Genomic DNA, 18,023 nt, shown 5'->3' with positions numbered 1-18,023 from the left:
AGTTCATTGAGCAGATAGGCGTTTACAATTCTTGTTTTTGCGCTTTGCGTTGATATGGGACAAACGGAATGCGTTTGATAAAAAGCTTAAGCGCTTGTACGTATATGCCTGTGACAACGGTTAACGTCATCGCAGGAAACCGTCGCATTACAGACATTAAGTTTTTGCTGTTTATTGGTAGCCCTGTTAACGCCAGAGTTGCATCGAATAATTTTTCCTGTTGATGAGAAATATTTTCAATGTGTATCAATAGCTTATCTTGTTTATCCGATTTTATTGGCTTAGTGTCAACCTGTTCTGTTAAATTTGGAGGTGATACTCGCCAGTGATATTGCATCGCTAAGTCCATAAATGGCGACACATGAAAGTCTTTTTCTGTCGGCGTTATATTTGCCATATCAACAAGGTAATAGTGTCTTTTGTTCCAAGGCGTGTTACTGACTTCCACCAACATGTACAAACAATTGCCTTGATTTGAATACGCAAAATAAAAATTTGCGGGACTAAAATACAAACCAAAACACCGAACTTGCACCAGCATGATCACTTTATTTATCGAATCATGTCCGCCTAAAGTACTAATTTTGTTAATAATACGTTGTTTTAAGTCGCCTGGTTCACCGCGTAAATAATCTTCTTGTTTAAAACGCAAAGGCTTATACCATTGCGTACCATATAGTTTGCTAAATACGGAAGAGCTACTATCACTACTGGTCACTTGATCAACATCCAATCCCAGCATATAAAGGGAGTAGTTGAAACTATGGGGCTTAGGTGAAAATCTGCGGTGTCGAACATTGCCAACAAAAAGCTTACTAATTTGCGTAGGCGTTAGTTTCGAATCTACGTCGCCATTTTCATTACCGTCGCAACTTTCGGCCAACTCTTTATCCATATAGTTTGCTCAAATGCTCTGAAGATTGCAGTTGGCAATCAAAGCGCTCGGCAACGTCATTAGCACTGCGTACGCCATCTTCGTGAAATCCGTTGTACCAATAGGCGCCCACAAAGTGAGTGTTTCGCTGCCCACAAATGAGTGAACGGTTTTGTTGGGCTGCCATAGAGGTGAGATTGAACACTGGATGATGGTATTCAAATTTTTGAATTATTTTCTCTGGCTTAATATCTTCTTCTTGATTAAGCGTTACACAATAGGTGTTTTTTGCCTGTAAGCCCTGCAAAATATTCATGTTATACGTAACACTTGCGGGGCGGCTTCGATTACTGGTTAACTGGTAATTCCAGCTTGCCCATGCTTTTTTGCGTTTCGGTAACAACTTTGTATCTGTGTGCAACACTACGCTATTGGCTTGATACGGAATATCGCCTAGCACTTGTTTTTCTTCAGCACTAGCATCACCTAATAACGCCAACGCTTGGTCAGAATGGCAGGCAAAAACGACTTCATCAAATTCAAGCTCATCACCATTACCAAAATGTAAGGTTACGCTATTTTCTTGGCGAGTAACGGATTGAATATCGGCATTTAGCGTAATGTTTTCAGCAAAACTATTGATTAAAGGCGCTATGTATTGTTTTGAACCACCAGGGATGACATACCACTGAGGTCTGTCAGCAATATTAAGCAGCCCATGATTGTGGAAAAACCGAATAAAGAACTTTAGTTCAAACGCTTCCATCTCTTCGACGGAGCTTGACCATATCGCAGCCCCCATCGGCAGAATATAGTGTTCACAGAAAAAGCGGCTATAGCTGTGCTCAACTAAAAATTCACCAAGTGTTTGCCCATCATCTTTTAGGCCATTTGTGTGTAAGTCTTTGCAGTGGCGGTTAAACCGTAGGATTTCAGAAATAAGGTGCCAGAAACGAGGTCTAACGATATTGCGGCGCTGAGCAAATAGCGTATTTAAGTTGTGACCATTATATTCAAAGCCAGTTTGTAAGTTGTGTACTGAGAAACTCATTTCAGTTTCTTGTTTACCAACGCCAATTTCGTCGAGCAATTGTAAAAATAAAGGATAGGTTTTGTTGTTAAACACAATAAAACCTGTATCGATGGCTAATTGCTCACCTTTGTGGTTCACGTCAATGGTTGCGGTATGTCCGCCGATATAATCATTCTTTTCAAATACGCTGACTTGATGTTTTTTGGATAACAAGTAAGCGGATGTAAGGCCAGCAATTCCTGAGCCTATCACTGCAATGTGCTTCACTGCTTAATACTCCTTGAATGAGGCTTCTTTTGATGTTCAGCATACTTAGCCGTAATTGCTTTGCTGTTAAGCCCAGCCCACACAAATGATGGTAAACAGGCGATAATTTTCATCAAATAAATAAACCTTTTTGGAAACTCTATTTTGTTTTTTCTTTTACTTAAACCGATAAATATACGTTGAGCCGCTTGTTCAGAAGACATTAAAAATGGCATATCAAAATCGTTTTTGTCGGTTAGTGGCGTTTTAATAAACCCAGGGTGAATCAGCGATACCGATATTTGATATGGCTGCAATTCTAACTGCATGGCTTTTGCGAGGTAGTCTACGCCAGCTTTTGACGCGCCGTAGGCTTGTGCTCTTGGAAATGGCAAATTAGTAACGCTTGAACTCATTAACGCAAGCTGCCCACCTTTAGTAATTTTCGGCAATAATGCTGAAATAAGGTGCCCCATCGCAATAAGGTTAACCTTTATTACTCGCTCAAATAGCTCGGCATCAAAACTAAAAGGATCATCAATATATTCGCAATCACCAGCATTTAGTATGGCAATATCAATATTAGCCAGCGTTGACGTCGCATTTTGAATTTGCTCACTATCCGTTATATCAAACGTTAGGGTTGCTAACTGATTGCCGTCGTTTGCGCCCTGATGTTTGCTCACTAAGCGCTTTAACTTATCTGCGTTGCGCCCACAAGCTATCACTGAAACACCAGCTTCGAGGTAGCGCTCAACTAAGGCTTCACCAATACCAGATGTCGCACCGGTAATGAGGACTCTCACGCGTTTGCTCTTTGCTTAATCAACTTAACAACACTGCCAAGTAGCGGCACATGTTCATATATCATGGCGCCAAGATCTAAGTAATCTCGGTGGTAGATCACTTTATCTCGATATCCGCGCAGCTTAGAGTGCCCTTGCACAGTAACGGGTTTGTTTTTGTTAAGTTTTGGATGGCAGTATTCCATGGTCCAATAAATGGCGGCGTCTTGCCCTTTGTAAATAACTTCATCAACACGAAATGTACAACTCGTTAAGTTTGTATATAGACTAACGAAATAGTCTTCTAGATTGTCAAAGCCCGATATATGATGCATTGGGTCAATGAAAACAACGTCTTTAGCATAGATGTTGCTAAGTAAACCTAAGTTGTCAGTGCCCAATTTTTGATAAGTTTCTATAAACTGCTCTAGCCAAAGGGGTAAATGATTTACTTTCAACGGGCTGACAGGTTCCATAATGAGTTAGGTCCAAACGTTACAATCAGTTAATTTAATATAACTTATTGTATTACTTTACAAATGCTGCTTGTAAAAAGCGAGCGCCTTTTCTCTCGCTGCTTTGTGCTCCACAATAGCAGGCCAGTAACATTTTAGTCCTGTAGCGCGTATATACTCATGTGGGAAATGAATATATTTGTCAGGTATATCAGCGAGTTCTGGTAAATATTTACGGATAAAATTACCTTGGGGATCAAACTTCTCGCTTTGCGTAATAGGATTAAAAATTCGAAAGTATGGCTGAGCATCACAACCTGTGCCAGCTGACCACTGCCAGCCACCGTTATTGGCAGCAAAATCTAAATCAATCAGTTTTTCGGTGAAGTAAGTTTCCCCTGCTCGCCAATCAACTAATAAGTGCTTAGTTAAAAAGCTTGCGACTATCATTCGCAGCCGGTTATGCATCCAGCCTGTTTGATTTAGTTGACGCATCGCCGCATCAACAATTGGGTAACCTGTTTTGCCTTGTTGCCAAGCATGTAAATATTTTTGATCCGTTTGCCACGGAATATTTGCATATTTCTCGTTGAAAACACTGCCTTTTATTAAATGTGGGAAGTGCAACAATAAGTGGCGATAAAACTCACGCCACACTAATTCGTTTAGCCAGCTAAAGGCAGATGCTGGTTGTTCAGAAAGTATGTCAGGATGTCTTGATAGTAATATGGTTAACAAATACTTTGGGCTTATTGCGCCGATAGCTAAATAAGGGGATAAACCCGAGGTACCTTTTATTGATGGTACATCTCGTTGTTCTTGATACTTATTTAGTTTAGTTTCCATAAACATTGGAATAAGCGTTTGTTCAACTTGAAACGACATTGGCCATTTTTCAGCACCCGCTTTGAAGTTGTCAGACTCAATTTTGTCTAAAAGCTCTTTCTCCTCAAAAACTAATGATTGAATCGCGGGGTGAGTTTCAATGCTGAAGCCATGTTGACGCAGCCAACTAAGCCATGCTCGTTTAAACGGCGTAAACACGCGAAACATTTGGCCAGATTGATTTAGTATCAGCCCTTTTGGCACCACCACATCACTTTCAAATGCGATAAGTTCAACACCCGCATCTCGCAGCGCAGCATCACGACGTTGCTCATTAAGTTCTAGCTCTTGATTAACAATAATTTGCTTATGATCGTTAGCCTTTAAAAAGTCAACTTGATCGTCAAAAATCGCTGCCTCTATCAATTGAAGTTGTATGCCAAGTTCAGCAAGTTGATGTTTAAGTAATAAGGCGTGACGATAAATAAAATCTATTTTTATTGGCGCTAAATTATGCGCTTGCCACTGTTTAGGAGAGATAAAGAAAATGGCGTCGGTGACGCCATTTTCAATTGCAAAGTTAAGTGCGGGATTATCGGTCAGTCGAAGGTCATTGCGAAACCATAACAACATATAAAATACTCGATTAACAACTGGTATAAGTGCTAGAAATACATTATGTGTTGTTCTAGCACTCACGGATTAAGCTACAAACTGTACCTAAGCTTTAATTCAGCAGGATGCGGTGATAAATAAAACTGCTTTTGCAGATAGGCTTTAGGGAATCGCATCAAGTGATGTTTTATTAAGGTTAACGGCACGAATAGTGGTACCAAACCTTTTCGGTATTCATCAATTTGACCTGATAATTCTTGTTTTTCCATCGGAGATAATTCGTTAGAAAAGTAGCCTTGAATATGCTGTAGCGTATTTGAGTGCTTCTTGCGCGTCGCTTTCATTTTCAAAGCAGTCATTAAGCCAGTAATGTACTGCTCAGCCATAGTTTCAACGTCAAGATCTGCCCTTGCAAGTAATTGCCCTAGTTCCTTATAGGCAACCAAGTCATGACTCATTACCGTATACTTGAACTGTGTGTGAAACTCCATCAGCTTATGCTTAGTCATTGGCTCTTGAGATAAACTTTGCCACATGCGATAGGCGTACACACGAGCAACAAAATTCTCGCGAATCACGGCATCATTTAATCGACCATTCTCTTCACACGGTAACAGTGGGTTAGCTTTCATGATCTCTGCGGCGAACACCCCAATACCCGTTGAAACTGAGCCCTTGCCCGCTTCATCATAAACCTTGACGCGTTCCATGCCGCAACTTGGGCTTTTCGCGCAGAAGATAAAACCACTGAAATTTTTCGCTATTTTGGCTATTTTTTTCCCATACTCACTGAGCGCTTCGGTTACATCACCGCTGCCATCGGGTCTGGAAACGTGAATCACGTCATTTTTGCTAATTTGGCGAATCGTTGGGCGTGGCACAGGCAAGCCAATAGCAACTTCTGGGCAAATTGGTTGGTATGTCACATACTCACCTAACTCTTTGATGCAAAAATGTGAGGGTTTTGAGCTTGCGTCAAAACGAACATTTTCACCGTGAACACACGCACTTATGCCAATGGTTATTTTGTCCATGTCTGCTAATTGTTGTTTATTCATAGGAATAACCTCTGCCTAGTAAATTAAACTGCCAATTGGGTTAAGCAACTTGTTCAAGCCTTGGGTAAAGTGTTGAGCGTCATTGGCGACGGTGTAACAAAGACAGCCATCATCAGTTATTGGACTATGCGTTTTACTGCCGTCTAACATGATAAAGTCGCCCGGGCCATATTCGCCCATATCGTCTTTAAAGTGGCCTTCTAGCAATAACGTTAATTCAAACCCTTTGTGCGTGTGCTCTGGCACCGAACCACCCGGCTGTATTTGTAATAAGCTTGCGCGAATAGGCTCTTCGTCAAGTGCTAACCTAGCTCTTGCTAAATTACCTAAACTCGTCCATTTACCCATCGCAAGATTTGTTAATGCTCGTGGAAGCTTGTACTGCGTACCTTGCACGGAAATTGTTTCTTCCCTTGATTCAACAGCAAGATCAATTTCATCATTTTCAGTTATTTCACTGATCATTTGTTCTATTGATAAACTTGAACCAAACTCTGCAGTCTCATACGCGTTATGTTCACTCGTATGTGATTGTGAACCTTCTTCTGAATGAGTACTAAAAACATGCCCGTTTGATGAAAACACATGCTCTGCTTGTTGCTCAGTTAATGCTTCACATTTCGTCTTGCACTTAGGGCACATATCAACGTGAACTGCGACAGCTGCAGCAATTGAAGCGGGTAAATCACCTTCAACAAATTTACCCAACATAATATCGTCTGGGTGATGCTTAATCATGTTGCTCTCCAATATGCTGCTTTAATTTGGCAAGGGCTAAACGCAATCTGGATTTTACCGTGCCAAGAGGAATGTCTAAGTGAACAGCCAACTGTTCTTGTGACATTTCCATAAAGTAAAAGCCTTTGATTACACTTTGTTGGTTCTCTGGTAGCTTGTCGATACACGCGAGCACTTCTTTTGACGCTAGGTGATCTGAGAAAACGCTTTTTTCATCTTCAGCAGCGATACCTTCCACCATAGGCCAGAAGTCGTCGCTAAGGTTATCTTCTTTTTTGGCTTTAATTTTGCGTAACAAATCAAACGTGACGTTACGCATTACGGTGTAAACCCAAGTAGTTGGAGACCCTTTTGAAACGTCGAAGAGGTGTGCCTTGCGCCAGACATTCGTCATGGTTTCTTGGACAACTTCCGATGCTAAGACTTCATTGCCGTATTTACTGGCGGCAATACGCTGTATTTTCGGGGCAAAAAATTTGAAAAGCTCAGTAAATGATTGTCGATCTCTGCGCTCGGCAACGTCGACTAAAAACTGGGCTAAGGTTTGGTGCTCAATTGACTCATTCATCTGTATAGCTTTAGCGCTTGGTTTAGCACTTTGCAACACAGAGTTGGTACTTTGACCCATATTATTGTTCCAAGACAAGAATTACTAAAAAATCACTACGTGCAGCAAGTGACAGGAGATCACTTAAATTATGACGAAGTTTCACTAACGAAGATAGTGGTGAGAAAGTCTACAGCTTCAACAAAACTGTTATCTTGCGAAAAGTGCTGTTTATCTGAAAACTCAATAGGTAGCAATTCAAGCCAACGAGCACACACCCAGTTATCGCTGTCAAAGTCAGGACTTGGATAAAGTTTCTGCAACGCAACGTGGCTATCAAACAGGCGTTCAAGTTGCGTTTTAAGTAATAAACAACGCTCATTTTCAACTTCTGCCTGCCAATGTGGTTTGGGCAAAATTGTCGCGAGATTTAGTTTGTCTTCTTGCTGATGGACATCAGCGATATTGACCAAGGATTTGCAACGAACTGTTATCAACAGCATGCCATCTTCACCACTGTCAAAGTCAACAATATCAACCCAACTGCCCCACTCGCTTAAACGTGTTTTGGCATTGGTTTTGTATTTACTTTTTTGTCCATCACGTAGTGTGTGAACAATAACAAAGCCTTGGGTATTCTGGCTGTTCTTTACCATGTTAAGGTAGCGCTGTTCAAAAATGCGCAGTTGGGTAATGCCATTAGGCAACAAATAAACAGGCAAAGGAAAAATCGGTAAAATCATTTATAGTCACAAATATTTCTAGTAACAAAGTATTCTGTTGTTTGTTATTACGTAGCTCTCTCGGTTATTGATCAGCCTCACGGTAATGGCGTATGAAAAGGAGTTTTAATGCAAGTTGACGCGGTGTTTTTAACGAGGAATAGAGATTATATGCGACAGCATATTTGGCGCTACATGGTTATTGTGATAAGTGCTTAATTAAAAAGCTGGGACATTGAAACAAGGGATGTTAGCGCCTTGATTTCAATGCCCCAGTCTTGTTTGACTCACCCGAACTCTGGTTTAATTCATCCGAACTAGGTGAGCCTGCATCGGTTATTATTGGTAACTAAGACTAGAAATAATCCCTAGTAAAAACCACTAGTAATAACCATTTACGACGTCGTTAATTCGTGATCACGGTATCAATAACGTGGATAACGCCGTTTGTCGTGTAAATATCTTTTACTATCACGTTGCTACCGTTAATTTGTAGCGTCGTTTGGTTTTGCTCAGCAAGGAACCAAACACCACCAAGCCCTTGACCGGTTGTATCGCCAGGAGCTGTATCACCGCTGTAGAAATATAGAGGACGACCTAAAAAGCTTGCCTGCATACTTCCGTCATCACGCATTATCGTGCCCACACCTGGAATATCGGATACTGAACCGTCAGTTACCAGTAGTGGTGGCCAGGTTGTCGCACAGTCACCATTACAATTACTACCTGCGCTGCCTAGGTCATTGTTAAATACATACAATGACATTCCTGCCATTGATGATCCCATGCCACCGACTAGTCGCTGATTAGCGGCATCGTATGCAACTTCTTCACTTTCACTATCAGTAAAACTTGCATAATTTACCAAGTTGACTGACACATTATCACCACCCACCGTTTCAACCATAGCGCCATTAGCTGCAAACGCATCAACAGAGCCAATTTGAGACGACACTACATGTTTGAGTAATACTGCGCTTAATGCACTGGTATCAGCCAGTAATGCGGATAGCACACCTGATTCAATTTTTGCAAATGCATCATTTGTTGGTGCAAATACTGTAAATGTCGCGTTCTCATCAGCAAGTGATGATACTAAGTTTGCTGCTGTTAGCGCAGCGACTAAGGTTGAGAAGTTTGCATCAGCGACCGCAACATCAACAATCGACTGAGTTGGTTCGCCGCGCATAGCAGGCGGTAAAATAACAGAATCGATCACGTGAATAACACCATTACTTGCCATGACATCGGCAGTGCTGACAACGCTGTCATTGATAAATAAGTCTGAACCTGAAATTGAAAGCGCAGCCATATCGCTATTAGCCATGGTAACTTTTTTATCCGCCGATTGAGCAACAGTTAACGCAGCATCTCGCTTAATTTCACTACCTGATATTACGTGATACAGCAAAATATCAGATAAAGTGTCTGGATCAGCTAATAGTGCTGCGATAGTTGCATCACCCAATTTTGCAAAAGCAGCATCGCTTGGCGCAAATACCGTAAAATCAGTGTCAGTATCGGCTAATACAGTATCCAGCCCAGTTGCTTGCAGTGCAGCAACTAGTGTCGTGAATGAACCTGCACCAACAGCAACCTCAACAATTGAGCCTGGCGGTGTTGGCACTTCAACGTCTCCCACTATAACGGCATCAATGACATGGATAATGCCATTGGTCGTGTAGATGTCTTTCATCACAACATTTGCACCGCCTACCGTCAGCATATCAGTGTCAGGATTAATAAGGATATCAATCATAGCTTCAGATGCTGTCGTAGCAGATTGTCCGTTTAAGGTATAAGCAGTAACAGAATCTACACTGGCCGCAACAACGTGCTGCAATAAAATACTTGATAAAACATCTGGGTTTGCCAATAAGGTGGCGATGACATCGCTACCAAGAATTGCAAAAGCATCGTCGGTCGGCGCGAAAACAGTAAATGTCGCGCTTTCATCTGATAACGTTGCATCTAATCCAGTCGCTTGCAGCGCCGCGACTAATGTCGTAAATGAACCCGCGGCGACAGCGGTATCAACAATATTTTCCGTTGGCATACCAGGGTCTGACGGGGGTATCAGTACAGCGTCAATTACATGAATAATCCCGTTGTCCGTCATAATGTCGGTTGTTGTTACCGTTGAAGTGTTGACTAACAAATTATCACCACTAAGTGACAAACCAACTTGGTCACCGTTTACCATTTCTACTTTCATGCCGGCACTCGCTATCGCCGCAGCCGCATCAACTTCACTGGCAATGACGTGGTAGGTTAGAATGTCTGATAAGGTATCGGTATCCGCTAGTAAGGCGTTGATGGTATCTTGCCCTAGCAGTTCAAACGCAGCATCTGTGGGTGCAAAAACTGTAAAGCTTGCAGTTGCATCATCTAACGTTTGGTCTAAGCCTGTTGCTTGTAATGCAGCAACTAAGGTTGTGAAGTTACCGTCTGCCACCGCAACATCGACTACGGTGTTTGGCTCTGCAGCTGGAGGTTCAGGGATTACTACATTAGGACGATCGTCATCATCGTCGCACCCCTGCAAAAATAGTAGGCTGGCAAATGCCGTGATTAATAAAGTTGACGCTTTCAATGTTATGCCCTCATTTTTATTAGTGACGACATAGTTACGCCAACGAGTTCACAACAGATTACTTTTTGATCAGCTATTTGCTTTATTATTCAAATATTTAAGATATAAAAGAAAAAGAAATCCCCTTAGATTGTGCATCCAAGCGTCTTGATATGTTTGACAAGAAAAAGTAGATAAAAATTAACGTTTAGTGCCTACTGGCAGCCTCGAACTGGTTGTTGTTTGTCAAAGAATAATGTCAGCTCTGCAACTTCTATCCCAAATTTCTTCATCGAGGTACGGTTAAAAACCCGCGATTGATCAACTTGGTACATCCAATCGTCAAGAAAAAACTCATAGTCTGTACCGTCAATGGCCAACTGCAAGTGATACTGCCATTGAAATGCGAAACCTTGGGTCATTCCCATGGCAGTGCCCGTCACATCTTCAGCGGTTCCTTGATAATTATCGCCGTCTTTCACTAATTGCCAAGTACGGTAGCTTCGCTCGCCGTCATTAAAATAAAAAGTTTCTACCAGCGTGCCTTTATTGCCCTGCCAACTACCCTCTATTTCAACGCAAAATCGACGAGTTACCTTATTGGTATAGTCTTGCACCAAGCCCCAGGCTGTTACAGAGCCATCAAAATAGGTATCGAGCTCAAACTTTGGCTGAGTAGCATCATAGTCTTTGATGTGATGACCACACCCCGTAATGAATGAAAAGGTTGCAATGGCAAATAGGGTTTTAGCTATCGTGATTTTCAAACGGAATTCCTTAGCATTTGAGCACAGATGGTTTCACTAGCCGTTGATGATGATTAGTTGATGGCAATTAGTTGCCTAGTAATTTTTTGCGCAGTTTGGGCTGGCTTGTTTGCGGCGACAACCAAATGCTTGCAAACAATTGGCTAAATGCGGGATCAGCTATTTGCCCCCGAAAGGCTTGATTAAAATAGAATGCCGTCGAACGCCCGTCTGTCCACATGGCGAGTTGATCGCCTTTACTTATGTTAGGCCAGATATTGGCCAAGTCGGCTAGAAAAGGTTGGTACTTTATAGAATCGACACCTAGGTGTTGCCACTGCTCCACAGTTCTTTCGATTAAATCGTCACGACTGATATCTCGCAAGTAATTTATCTCAAATAAAAACGCTTCGTCTGCTTGGTATTTTCCATCGTAAGTAAACAGCGCGCTATCATAGATGTCCCAAAACAAAACGCTAAACTTTGCTTTACCAACGAGTACGAGTGGTTGTTTTATTTCGGTTAGCTCTTGTGGGAAGCTATTTGAATGAGTAGACATCGCCGCAGCATTACTTGCTATCGATAACATAGTTAGTAGCCCAATGAGTAAAATGAATAATTTTTTCAGCATAGCGTTATGCGTAGCCTTGTTTTTGTTCAACCGTCAAAGACATCAGATATGGGAGAAGTAACATCCAGACGATGGATATGGTAGCGACAGTCGCTAGATAGGAGAATTGGAAATAAACCGCTTCTAAACGCTCCCCAGCAAGGTAACTCATCGGGACCACAAACGCTCCGATACAGCGGCTGATGGTGACATTTCGACAAATAAGTTTGATGCTGTGATTCAAAGTCGCAGCAAACGCTGCCCAAAGAACCAATAGCCAAGCAGGGATAATTAACGACTCTTGCTCAAAACTAAATATGCCTACATGCATTAACGATGAGTCGATAATCAGCCCGATTGCGGCTACTTGAAAAATCAACTGAAACTCTTGTTTGGGATTTGGACAGTTTTTCAAGTGCCATGCCAGCCAAATAAAAACGACAGGTATAAAATAGTTGCCCCAAAAGATAAGGCCAAACCAGCACACATTAAATAACAAGGCGTTAAGTATCATAAACAATTATGCCTTTCACTTAGGCATCACAAAAAGGTGTTAAACCTGAGCGCATAAAAAGCAGGCGCGTTAGAGCACGACGTTAGTTGTATGTGTATCTACGTGGAAAATTTGTATCGGGTTTACAAAATCTCAGTTTTGTATGGCTAATGAGCTGCTAGCGGTTCTTTTTCCTGCCCTCAAGATGAGTTAACAGCAATAGGACTTACTAGACTGAACCATACCAGGCTAAACAATTGGCACTTGGGCCTACATAGTTATAATTTGATAAAAGAAAGGTGTTAAATGAAGAGTACTCAAAGTAGATAATAATCGAAGTGACTTTGCACTTTTATACTGAGTGTCTACTGAGTGATTTACGAAACAAATACTTACGTGACAAGCCGATCTAGCACTAGAATGCAGCGACAAATATCAGACCATTGAAAAAAGCTTACACTAAAAATCTAATCACTCAGAAGCGCTTGTCATTAACTCATTGTGTTAACTGACCATGTTAACACAATGAGTTAACAGCCTTAGCTAACGATTGGCTCGCGCGCTGGCTCCTGAGTGAATATCGACGATGCTGGCTAGTCCATATCGTCAATGGCGATGCCAACTAAGTATAAATCCGTTGCTTCTTCTTCGATGCGAACGACTTTGCCTTTCACGTCTAATGCTTGAACTGACGCATTTGCCGATTCGATTTTCGCTTTAACACGAGTGCCCATTTCAAGCGGATGACTCATTTCAATTGCCATGCCTGTTGCACTTAAATCGCGACACGTCGCCACAAATTCACTGTTAATTTCGTCATCGATAATAGTGACCTTCACTTCACTATTAAGTAGCATGCGATAAAAATTGCGCTTATCGTCAAAATTAACCATTGGTTCTCCCTTTTATTCGAAATAAATTCTGTAAATATTCGAAGTTGCAGTTTAGTTATACTTGTTAATGATAATAGCTGTCAATTTAGCTATTGTCAGATTCTATTGATTTGAGGTGATTTTCTATTCGTTTCACTGATATTGGGTAAGCCGTTCCTAAGTTTTGGGCAAACAAACTTACCCGTAATTCTTCAATCATCCAACGACATTCGATAAAGCTTGGAGCAAGCGGCTGGTCTTTACGTTGCTTAGCTATCAGCGCTTCCAACGCCTTACCAACCTTTTCAACTTCCAACATTTTTAGTCGATCTTGATTAGGATCGATAGGCATTTTTTCCATGCGGCGCAATATGCCATTCAAATAACGTATTAAATCGTCCAGCTTATCAATGCCAGATGTGGTGACAAACCCTTTAAAAATAAGCTTATCTAACTGATCTTTCACATCGCCATGGTTTTGTATCATGTTAAGCGGCACTGAGCCCTTTAGCTTCTTTCGTATGTCGTGATGCAGATTCAGCGCGCGCTCTAGTTTGATAGCGGCAGCTAACACATGATCAGCAATGTCTGCGCGAACAATATCACGTAGTTCATTAAATTGTTGTTGTGAGCGAGGAATCTTGTGCTGCTTGATCAAATACCCTGCCGTCGCTTGAATACAATCTTGCAGTAAATCGGCAGTTGAACCAAATGGATTGAAGTACAGGCCAAGTTTGGCTTTGTTTGGCAGCTTTTCTTGCAAATATTTTATCGGCGACGGTATGTTGATTAACACCAATCGAGTCACCCCTAACCACATGGCTTGCTCGGCACTGTTTTGTTGTTCGAATAACTCAATAGCAACGGAAGATTTCTTATCAACGAGTGCGGGAAAGGCTTTAACAGTGATATTCGCCATTTTCTTTTCATAACCCGTCGGTAGATCGCCAAAATCCCATTCGGTTAAGTTAGCCTGCTCTATTCCCTTCTCTGCCACTTGTTTTATTGTTGATTTAACTTTTCCTTGCAGTGCTTGTTGTAACTCTACCAAGTCACGCCCCTGCTTAATCAACTTGCCTTTATCGCTAATCACTTTAAAGTTCATAGTTAAATGCTTAGGCAGTTGAACTTGTTCCCAAACATCTTCAGGCAGACGCACACCCGTCATACGTAGCAATTGTTTCGCTAAAGAATCAGCGAAACTTAACTGATTTTTCGGCATATTGGCATCCATATTCGCCAAACTTGCTTGTGCGTAATTGGGCGCTGGTACAAAGTTTCGTCTTAGCGTTTTAGGTAACGCCTTGATCATCGCTATTGCAAGTTCTTCACGCAGCGCCGGAATTAGCCAATCAAACCCTACTGCTTGAACCTGATTTAATATACCAATCGGAATGTGCACCGAAATACCATCATCTTCTTCGCCCGGCGAAAAGTGGTAAGTGAGCGGCATGATCAGGTTGTCTTGCTGCCAAACATCAGGATACTGTGTTTTAGAGACTTTACTTTCGTCTTCTTGCAATAAAAATGCTTTGGTAAAGTTCAGTAGTTTGTCGTTATCACGCTCTGCTTTTTTCCACCAAGACAAGAAACTGCGCTGGCAAATAACCTCTTGTGGAATGCGCGCTTGGTAGAATTCAAACATGAGCTGTTCGTCAATCAAAAAGCCTTTAGTACGGGCTTTTTGCTCGAGCGTTTCAATTTCTTCAACCAGCTTTTGGTTAGCCACTAAGAACTTCGCTTTGATGGTGCTATCACCATTAACTAACGCTTCGCGAATAAAAATTTCATGGCAAGTGTCGGGCTCAATTTGGTTAAACACTACTTTGCGTTTTGGCACAATGACCAAACCATAAAGTGATACTTGCTCATAGGCCATAACAGCCCCTTGTTTTTTCTCCCAGTGCGGTTCGCTATAACTGCGCTTAATCAAGTGGTCAGCCATAGATTCAAGCCAAGTCGGGTCAATTTTCGCCACCATGCGACCAAATAAACGACTGGTTTCTACTAGCTCGGCTGCCATTAGCCATTTAGGCGGCTTTTTCGCAAGTGGCGAGCCCGGGAATATATAAAACTTACTGCCTCGTGCGCCTTTAAATTCGCGATTTTCGTCTAACTGGCCGATATGGCTTAACAGCCCAGAAAGCAGCGCTTGATGGACTATCGCCATTTGGCTCTCGTCTTCTTCATCAATGCGGCTTAGCGATACATTCATTTCAGCAATTGTTTGTTTTAGCTGAGCTATGATGTCTTGCCACTCGCGAATACGAATATAGGAAAGGTATTCTTTCTGACACAGTTTACGAAACTGGTTATTTGATAACGCCTGCTGCTGCGCCTGTACATAACGCCATAAATTTAGAAGCGATTTATAATCAGATTGTTTGTCTTTAAAACGGCTGTGCTTTTCGTCAGCAGCTTGCTGTTTCTCATGAGGACGTTCGCGCGGGTCTTGAATACTCAGTGCACTTACAATAACAAACACTTGCTCTAAACAGCCAAGTTCAATACCGGTAAGCACCATTTTTGCCAAACGCGGATCTATAGGGAAACGTGCTAGTTGTTGCCCCGTTTTGGTTAACTTGCGTTGACTAGCCCCTTTGGGCGCAGGTGAAATAGCGGCTAACTCTTCTAACAAACGCACACCGTCATTGATATTGCGATTGTCAGGTGCTTGTACAAATGGAAAGTCTTGAACATCACCTAAATCAAGCGACAACATTTGTAAAATAACCATTGCTAGGTTTGTACGAAGTATTTCTGGATCAGTAAATTCATCCCTTGAAAGGAAATCATCTTCTGAATAAAGGCGTATACATACACCTGCCGATACACGACCACAACGACCAGCGCGCTGATTTGCACTGGCCTGCGATATCGGCTCAATCGGTAATCGTTGTACTTTCGTTCGATAGCTATATCGAGAAATACGGGCAGTACCAGGGTCAATCACATACTTTATGCCTGGCACAGTTAAGCTGGTTTCAGCAACGTTAGTCGCTAACACAATATTTCGTCCGGCATGGGATTGAAATATTTTGTTTTGCTCTGCTACCGTTAATCGCGCATAAAGGGGCAGTACGTTGGTATTGCGATAATTTTGTTTTTCTAGTGCAGCGGCAGTATCTCGTATTTCTCGTTCGCCATTGAGAAATATGAGTATGTCGCCGTTACTCAATGTTGAGACTTCATCAACGGCATCGATAATGCCTGAAATCACATCAATTGACTCATCACCCCTTACAAGTGGTCTGTAGCGCATTTCTACTGGGTAAGTACGACCAGATACACTAATAATGGGAGCATTATTAAAGTGTTTAGAAAAACGCTCAGGATCTATGGTAGCTGAGGTAATGATCACTTTAAGATCAGGGCGCTTAGGCAATATTTGCTTTAGATAGCCCAGAATAAAATCAATATTTAGGCTTCGCTCGTGTGCTTCATCGATAATGATTGTATCGTACTGGCGCAATAAGCGATCTTGCTGCATTTCGGCAAGCAAAATACCATCAGTCATCAGCTTAACGTAACTATCGTCACTGACTTGATCGTTAAATCTCACCTTATAACCGATGGCTTTGCCAATCTCAGAGCCAACCTCTTCCGCAATTCGACTGGCCACGGTTCTGGCCGCTATTCGACGTGGCTGGGTGTGTCCAATAATGCCTTCGACACCTCGACCTAAGGCCATACATATTTTGGGAATTTGAGTAGTTTTACCAGAACCGGTTTCACCGGCGATAATAACCACTTGATTGTGTTCAATTGCCTGTGAAATTTCATCAACGGACTCAGAAACAGGTAAACCTTGGGCATAACTAATCTGTGGCCTGTTCGCTATTTTGTTTTGCTTACTGGCAATCGATTTTTCAATTGCATGCGAGATTTTTTCTAGCGCTTTTTCTCGTTTACTTACATCTTTGATTTTTTTGGTACCAAAAATGCGTTTTTTTAGCCTGCCTTTGTCGGCAAGTTTTACAAGGTCAAGTTGAGTCAGTAGCTGACTGTGCAGTTGAGACATCGATTGATTAGGCGATTTTTGATTCGGTGATGACTGACTGGGCTTCGAGTGATTATTGCTGGTCATTAATCTGAATTGCTGAGTTTGAATTATATTTGTTGTGCAAAACTAAGTATTTTCTTAGCGTTTAGTTGGCCATTTTAGCTTAACACTAGGTTAAATTAGTCAATGGCGTTCGGCACGTTTACTATCGAATTGTTTACTGGGAAGCGATAGTACCAAAGTGTGCGCTAAATTGCTTTAGTAACCTGAAATGGCATCAAAATCAAAAACGGGAACTAGGTTCCCGCTTTTATGATTTATCTTTAATTATTTGTTAGAGCCGTTAACTGGCAGCGTAGATAACCCTAAGATGACGATCTACCGCCTGTAATACATCATTACGGCTTATCGTACCAAGCAAAATGCCGTCGTCGTCAACTACAGGGTAAATCTTAGGCTTTTCATCAAGCATTTGCTGAGCAAGTTCGACCACACTGCCATAAGGTTTTACCGATAACACATCACATTGCATGATATCGGCAACGTTAGCGATATGCTCTCGATGATAGCTTGATGCCAGCATATTCTTGAGCAAGTCGCTTTCAGATAAATAACCGATTAACTTTTTAGTCTCATCAACAACAGGCCCACCAAGCTGTTTGGTTTTTAATAACCTAAACGATGCTTCTTCGATCACCATATCTGGAGTGAATGTCACGGGGTAATGGTTCATATATTCTTTTATTTGTACTGATTCCATAACTGACCTTCTTTGCGTAATTACTTCCTAGTTTCACTTTAACTTTAGACATAAAAACTCAAGATTTCA

Annotated in this window: 16 protein-coding genes; all 16 read right to left on the bottom strand. The window is 41.7% G+C overall.

Annotated features, from left to right (window positions below; all coding sequences use genetic code 11):
- Positions 1 to 22 precede the first annotated feature (22 nt).
- The 16 genes from DXX92_RS09460 to DXX92_RS09385 all read right to left on the bottom strand — a co-directional run bounded on the left by DXX92_RS09460 (position 23) and on the right by DXX92_RS09385 (position 17,954).
- Positions 23 to 895: a DUF1365 domain-containing protein gene (locus tag DXX92_RS09460; RefSeq protein ID WP_116000232.1), complete on the bottom strand. Its 873-nt coding sequence runs from the start codon at positions 893 to 895 to the stop codon at positions 23 to 25.
- The gene (locus DXX92_RS09455) at positions 888 to 2,174 is read right to left on the bottom strand and encodes an NAD(P)/FAD-dependent oxidoreductase (protein ID WP_116000231.1); all 1,287 of its coding nucleotides are present in this window, start codon (positions 2,172 to 2,174) and stop codon (positions 888 to 890) included. The genes DXX92_RS09460 and DXX92_RS09455 overlap by 8 nt, the downstream gene beginning before the upstream one ends.
- Entirely contained in the window at positions 2,171 to 2,959 is a 789-nt protein-coding gene (locus tag DXX92_RS09450) for an SDR family NAD(P)-dependent oxidoreductase (protein ID WP_116000230.1), read from the bottom strand. The genes DXX92_RS09455 and DXX92_RS09450 overlap by 4 nt, the downstream gene beginning before the upstream one ends.
- Entirely contained in the window at positions 2,956 to 3,414 is a 459-nt protein-coding gene (locus DXX92_RS09445; protein ID WP_116000229.1) for a nuclear transport factor 2 family protein, read from the bottom strand. Before DXX92_RS09445 ends, DXX92_RS09450 begins: the two co-directional genes overlap by 4 nt.
- A gap of 57 nt (positions 3,415 to 3,471) precedes the next feature.
- Positions 3,472 to 4,851: a cryptochrome/photolyase family protein gene (locus DXX92_RS09440; protein ID WP_116000228.1), complete on the bottom strand. Its 1,380-nt coding sequence runs from the start codon at positions 4,849 to 4,851 to the stop codon at positions 3,472 to 3,474.
- Positions 4,852 to 4,925: 74 nt separating this feature from the next.
- On the bottom strand, positions 4,926 to 5,891 hold the full coding sequence (locus tag DXX92_RS09435) for a YbgA family protein (protein ID WP_245961447.1): 966 nt from the start codon (positions 5,889 to 5,891) through the stop codon (positions 4,926 to 4,928).
- Positions 5,892 to 5,906: 15 nt separating this feature from the next.
- Positions 5,907 to 6,629, bottom strand: a complete 723-nt coding sequence (locus DXX92_RS09430; RefSeq protein ID WP_116000227.1) for a ChrR family anti-sigma-E factor — start codon at positions 6,627 to 6,629, stop codon at positions 5,907 to 5,909.
- Positions 6,622 to 7,257 (bottom strand): sigma-70 family RNA polymerase sigma factor, encoded by a 636-nt coding sequence (locus DXX92_RS09425; RefSeq protein ID WP_116000226.1) that lies wholly within the window; start codon positions 7,255 to 7,257, stop codon positions 6,622 to 6,624. Before DXX92_RS09425 ends, DXX92_RS09430 begins: the two co-directional genes overlap by 8 nt.
- A 68-nt stretch (positions 7,258 to 7,325) precedes the next feature.
- Positions 7,326 to 7,919 carry an LON peptidase substrate-binding domain-containing protein gene (locus tag DXX92_RS09420; protein ID WP_116000225.1) on the bottom strand — a complete coding sequence of 198 codons (594 nt, stop codon included), beginning with the start codon at positions 7,917 to 7,919 and terminating at the stop codon, positions 7,326 to 7,328.
- Between the two features lie 385 nt (positions 7,920 to 8,304).
- Positions 8,305 to 10,491, bottom strand: coding sequence for a fasciclin domain-containing protein (locus tag DXX92_RS09415; protein ID WP_116000224.1), 2,187 nt, complete (start codon positions 10,489 to 10,491; stop codon positions 8,305 to 8,307).
- Positions 10,492 to 10,685: 194 nt separating this feature from the next.
- Positions 10,686 to 11,237, bottom strand: a complete 552-nt coding sequence (locus tag DXX92_RS09410) for a DUF3833 domain-containing protein (protein WP_245961446.1) — start codon at positions 11,235 to 11,237, stop codon at positions 10,686 to 10,688.
- A gap of 67 nt (positions 11,238 to 11,304) precedes the next feature.
- Positions 11,305 to 11,805, bottom strand: a complete 501-nt coding sequence (locus DXX92_RS09405; protein ID WP_181901732.1) for a chalcone isomerase family protein — start codon at positions 11,803 to 11,805, stop codon at positions 11,305 to 11,307.
- A 46-nt stretch (positions 11,806 to 11,851) separates the two neighbouring features.
- Positions 11,852 to 12,340: a DUF2878 domain-containing protein gene (locus DXX92_RS09400; protein ID WP_116000222.1), complete on the bottom strand. Its 489-nt coding sequence runs from the start codon at positions 12,338 to 12,340 to the stop codon at positions 11,852 to 11,854.
- Between the two features lie 572 nt (positions 12,341 to 12,912).
- Positions 12,913 to 13,212 (bottom strand): PilZ domain-containing protein, encoded by a 300-nt coding sequence (locus tag DXX92_RS09395; RefSeq protein ID WP_116000221.1) that lies wholly within the window; start codon positions 13,210 to 13,212, stop codon positions 12,913 to 12,915.
- A gap of 85 nt (positions 13,213 to 13,297) precedes the next feature.
- Entirely contained in the window at positions 13,298 to 17,212 is a 3,915-nt protein-coding gene (gene hrpA / locus DXX92_RS09390) for an ATP-dependent RNA helicase HrpA (RefSeq protein ID WP_116002369.1), read from the bottom strand.
- A gap of 325 nt (positions 17,213 to 17,537) precedes the next feature.
- Positions 17,538 to 17,954: a CBS domain-containing protein gene (locus DXX92_RS09385; RefSeq protein WP_116000220.1), complete on the bottom strand. Its 417-nt coding sequence runs from the start codon at positions 17,952 to 17,954 to the stop codon at positions 17,538 to 17,540.
- Positions 17,955 to 18,023 lie beyond the last annotated feature (69 nt).

The sequence above is a fragment of the Thalassotalea euphylliae genome (assembly GCF_003390395.1).
Classification (GTDB): Bacteria; Pseudomonadota; Gammaproteobacteria; order Enterobacterales; family Alteromonadaceae; genus Thalassotalea_F; species Thalassotalea_F euphylliae_C.
This window is presented reverse-complemented; position numbering and strand designations above follow the sequence as displayed.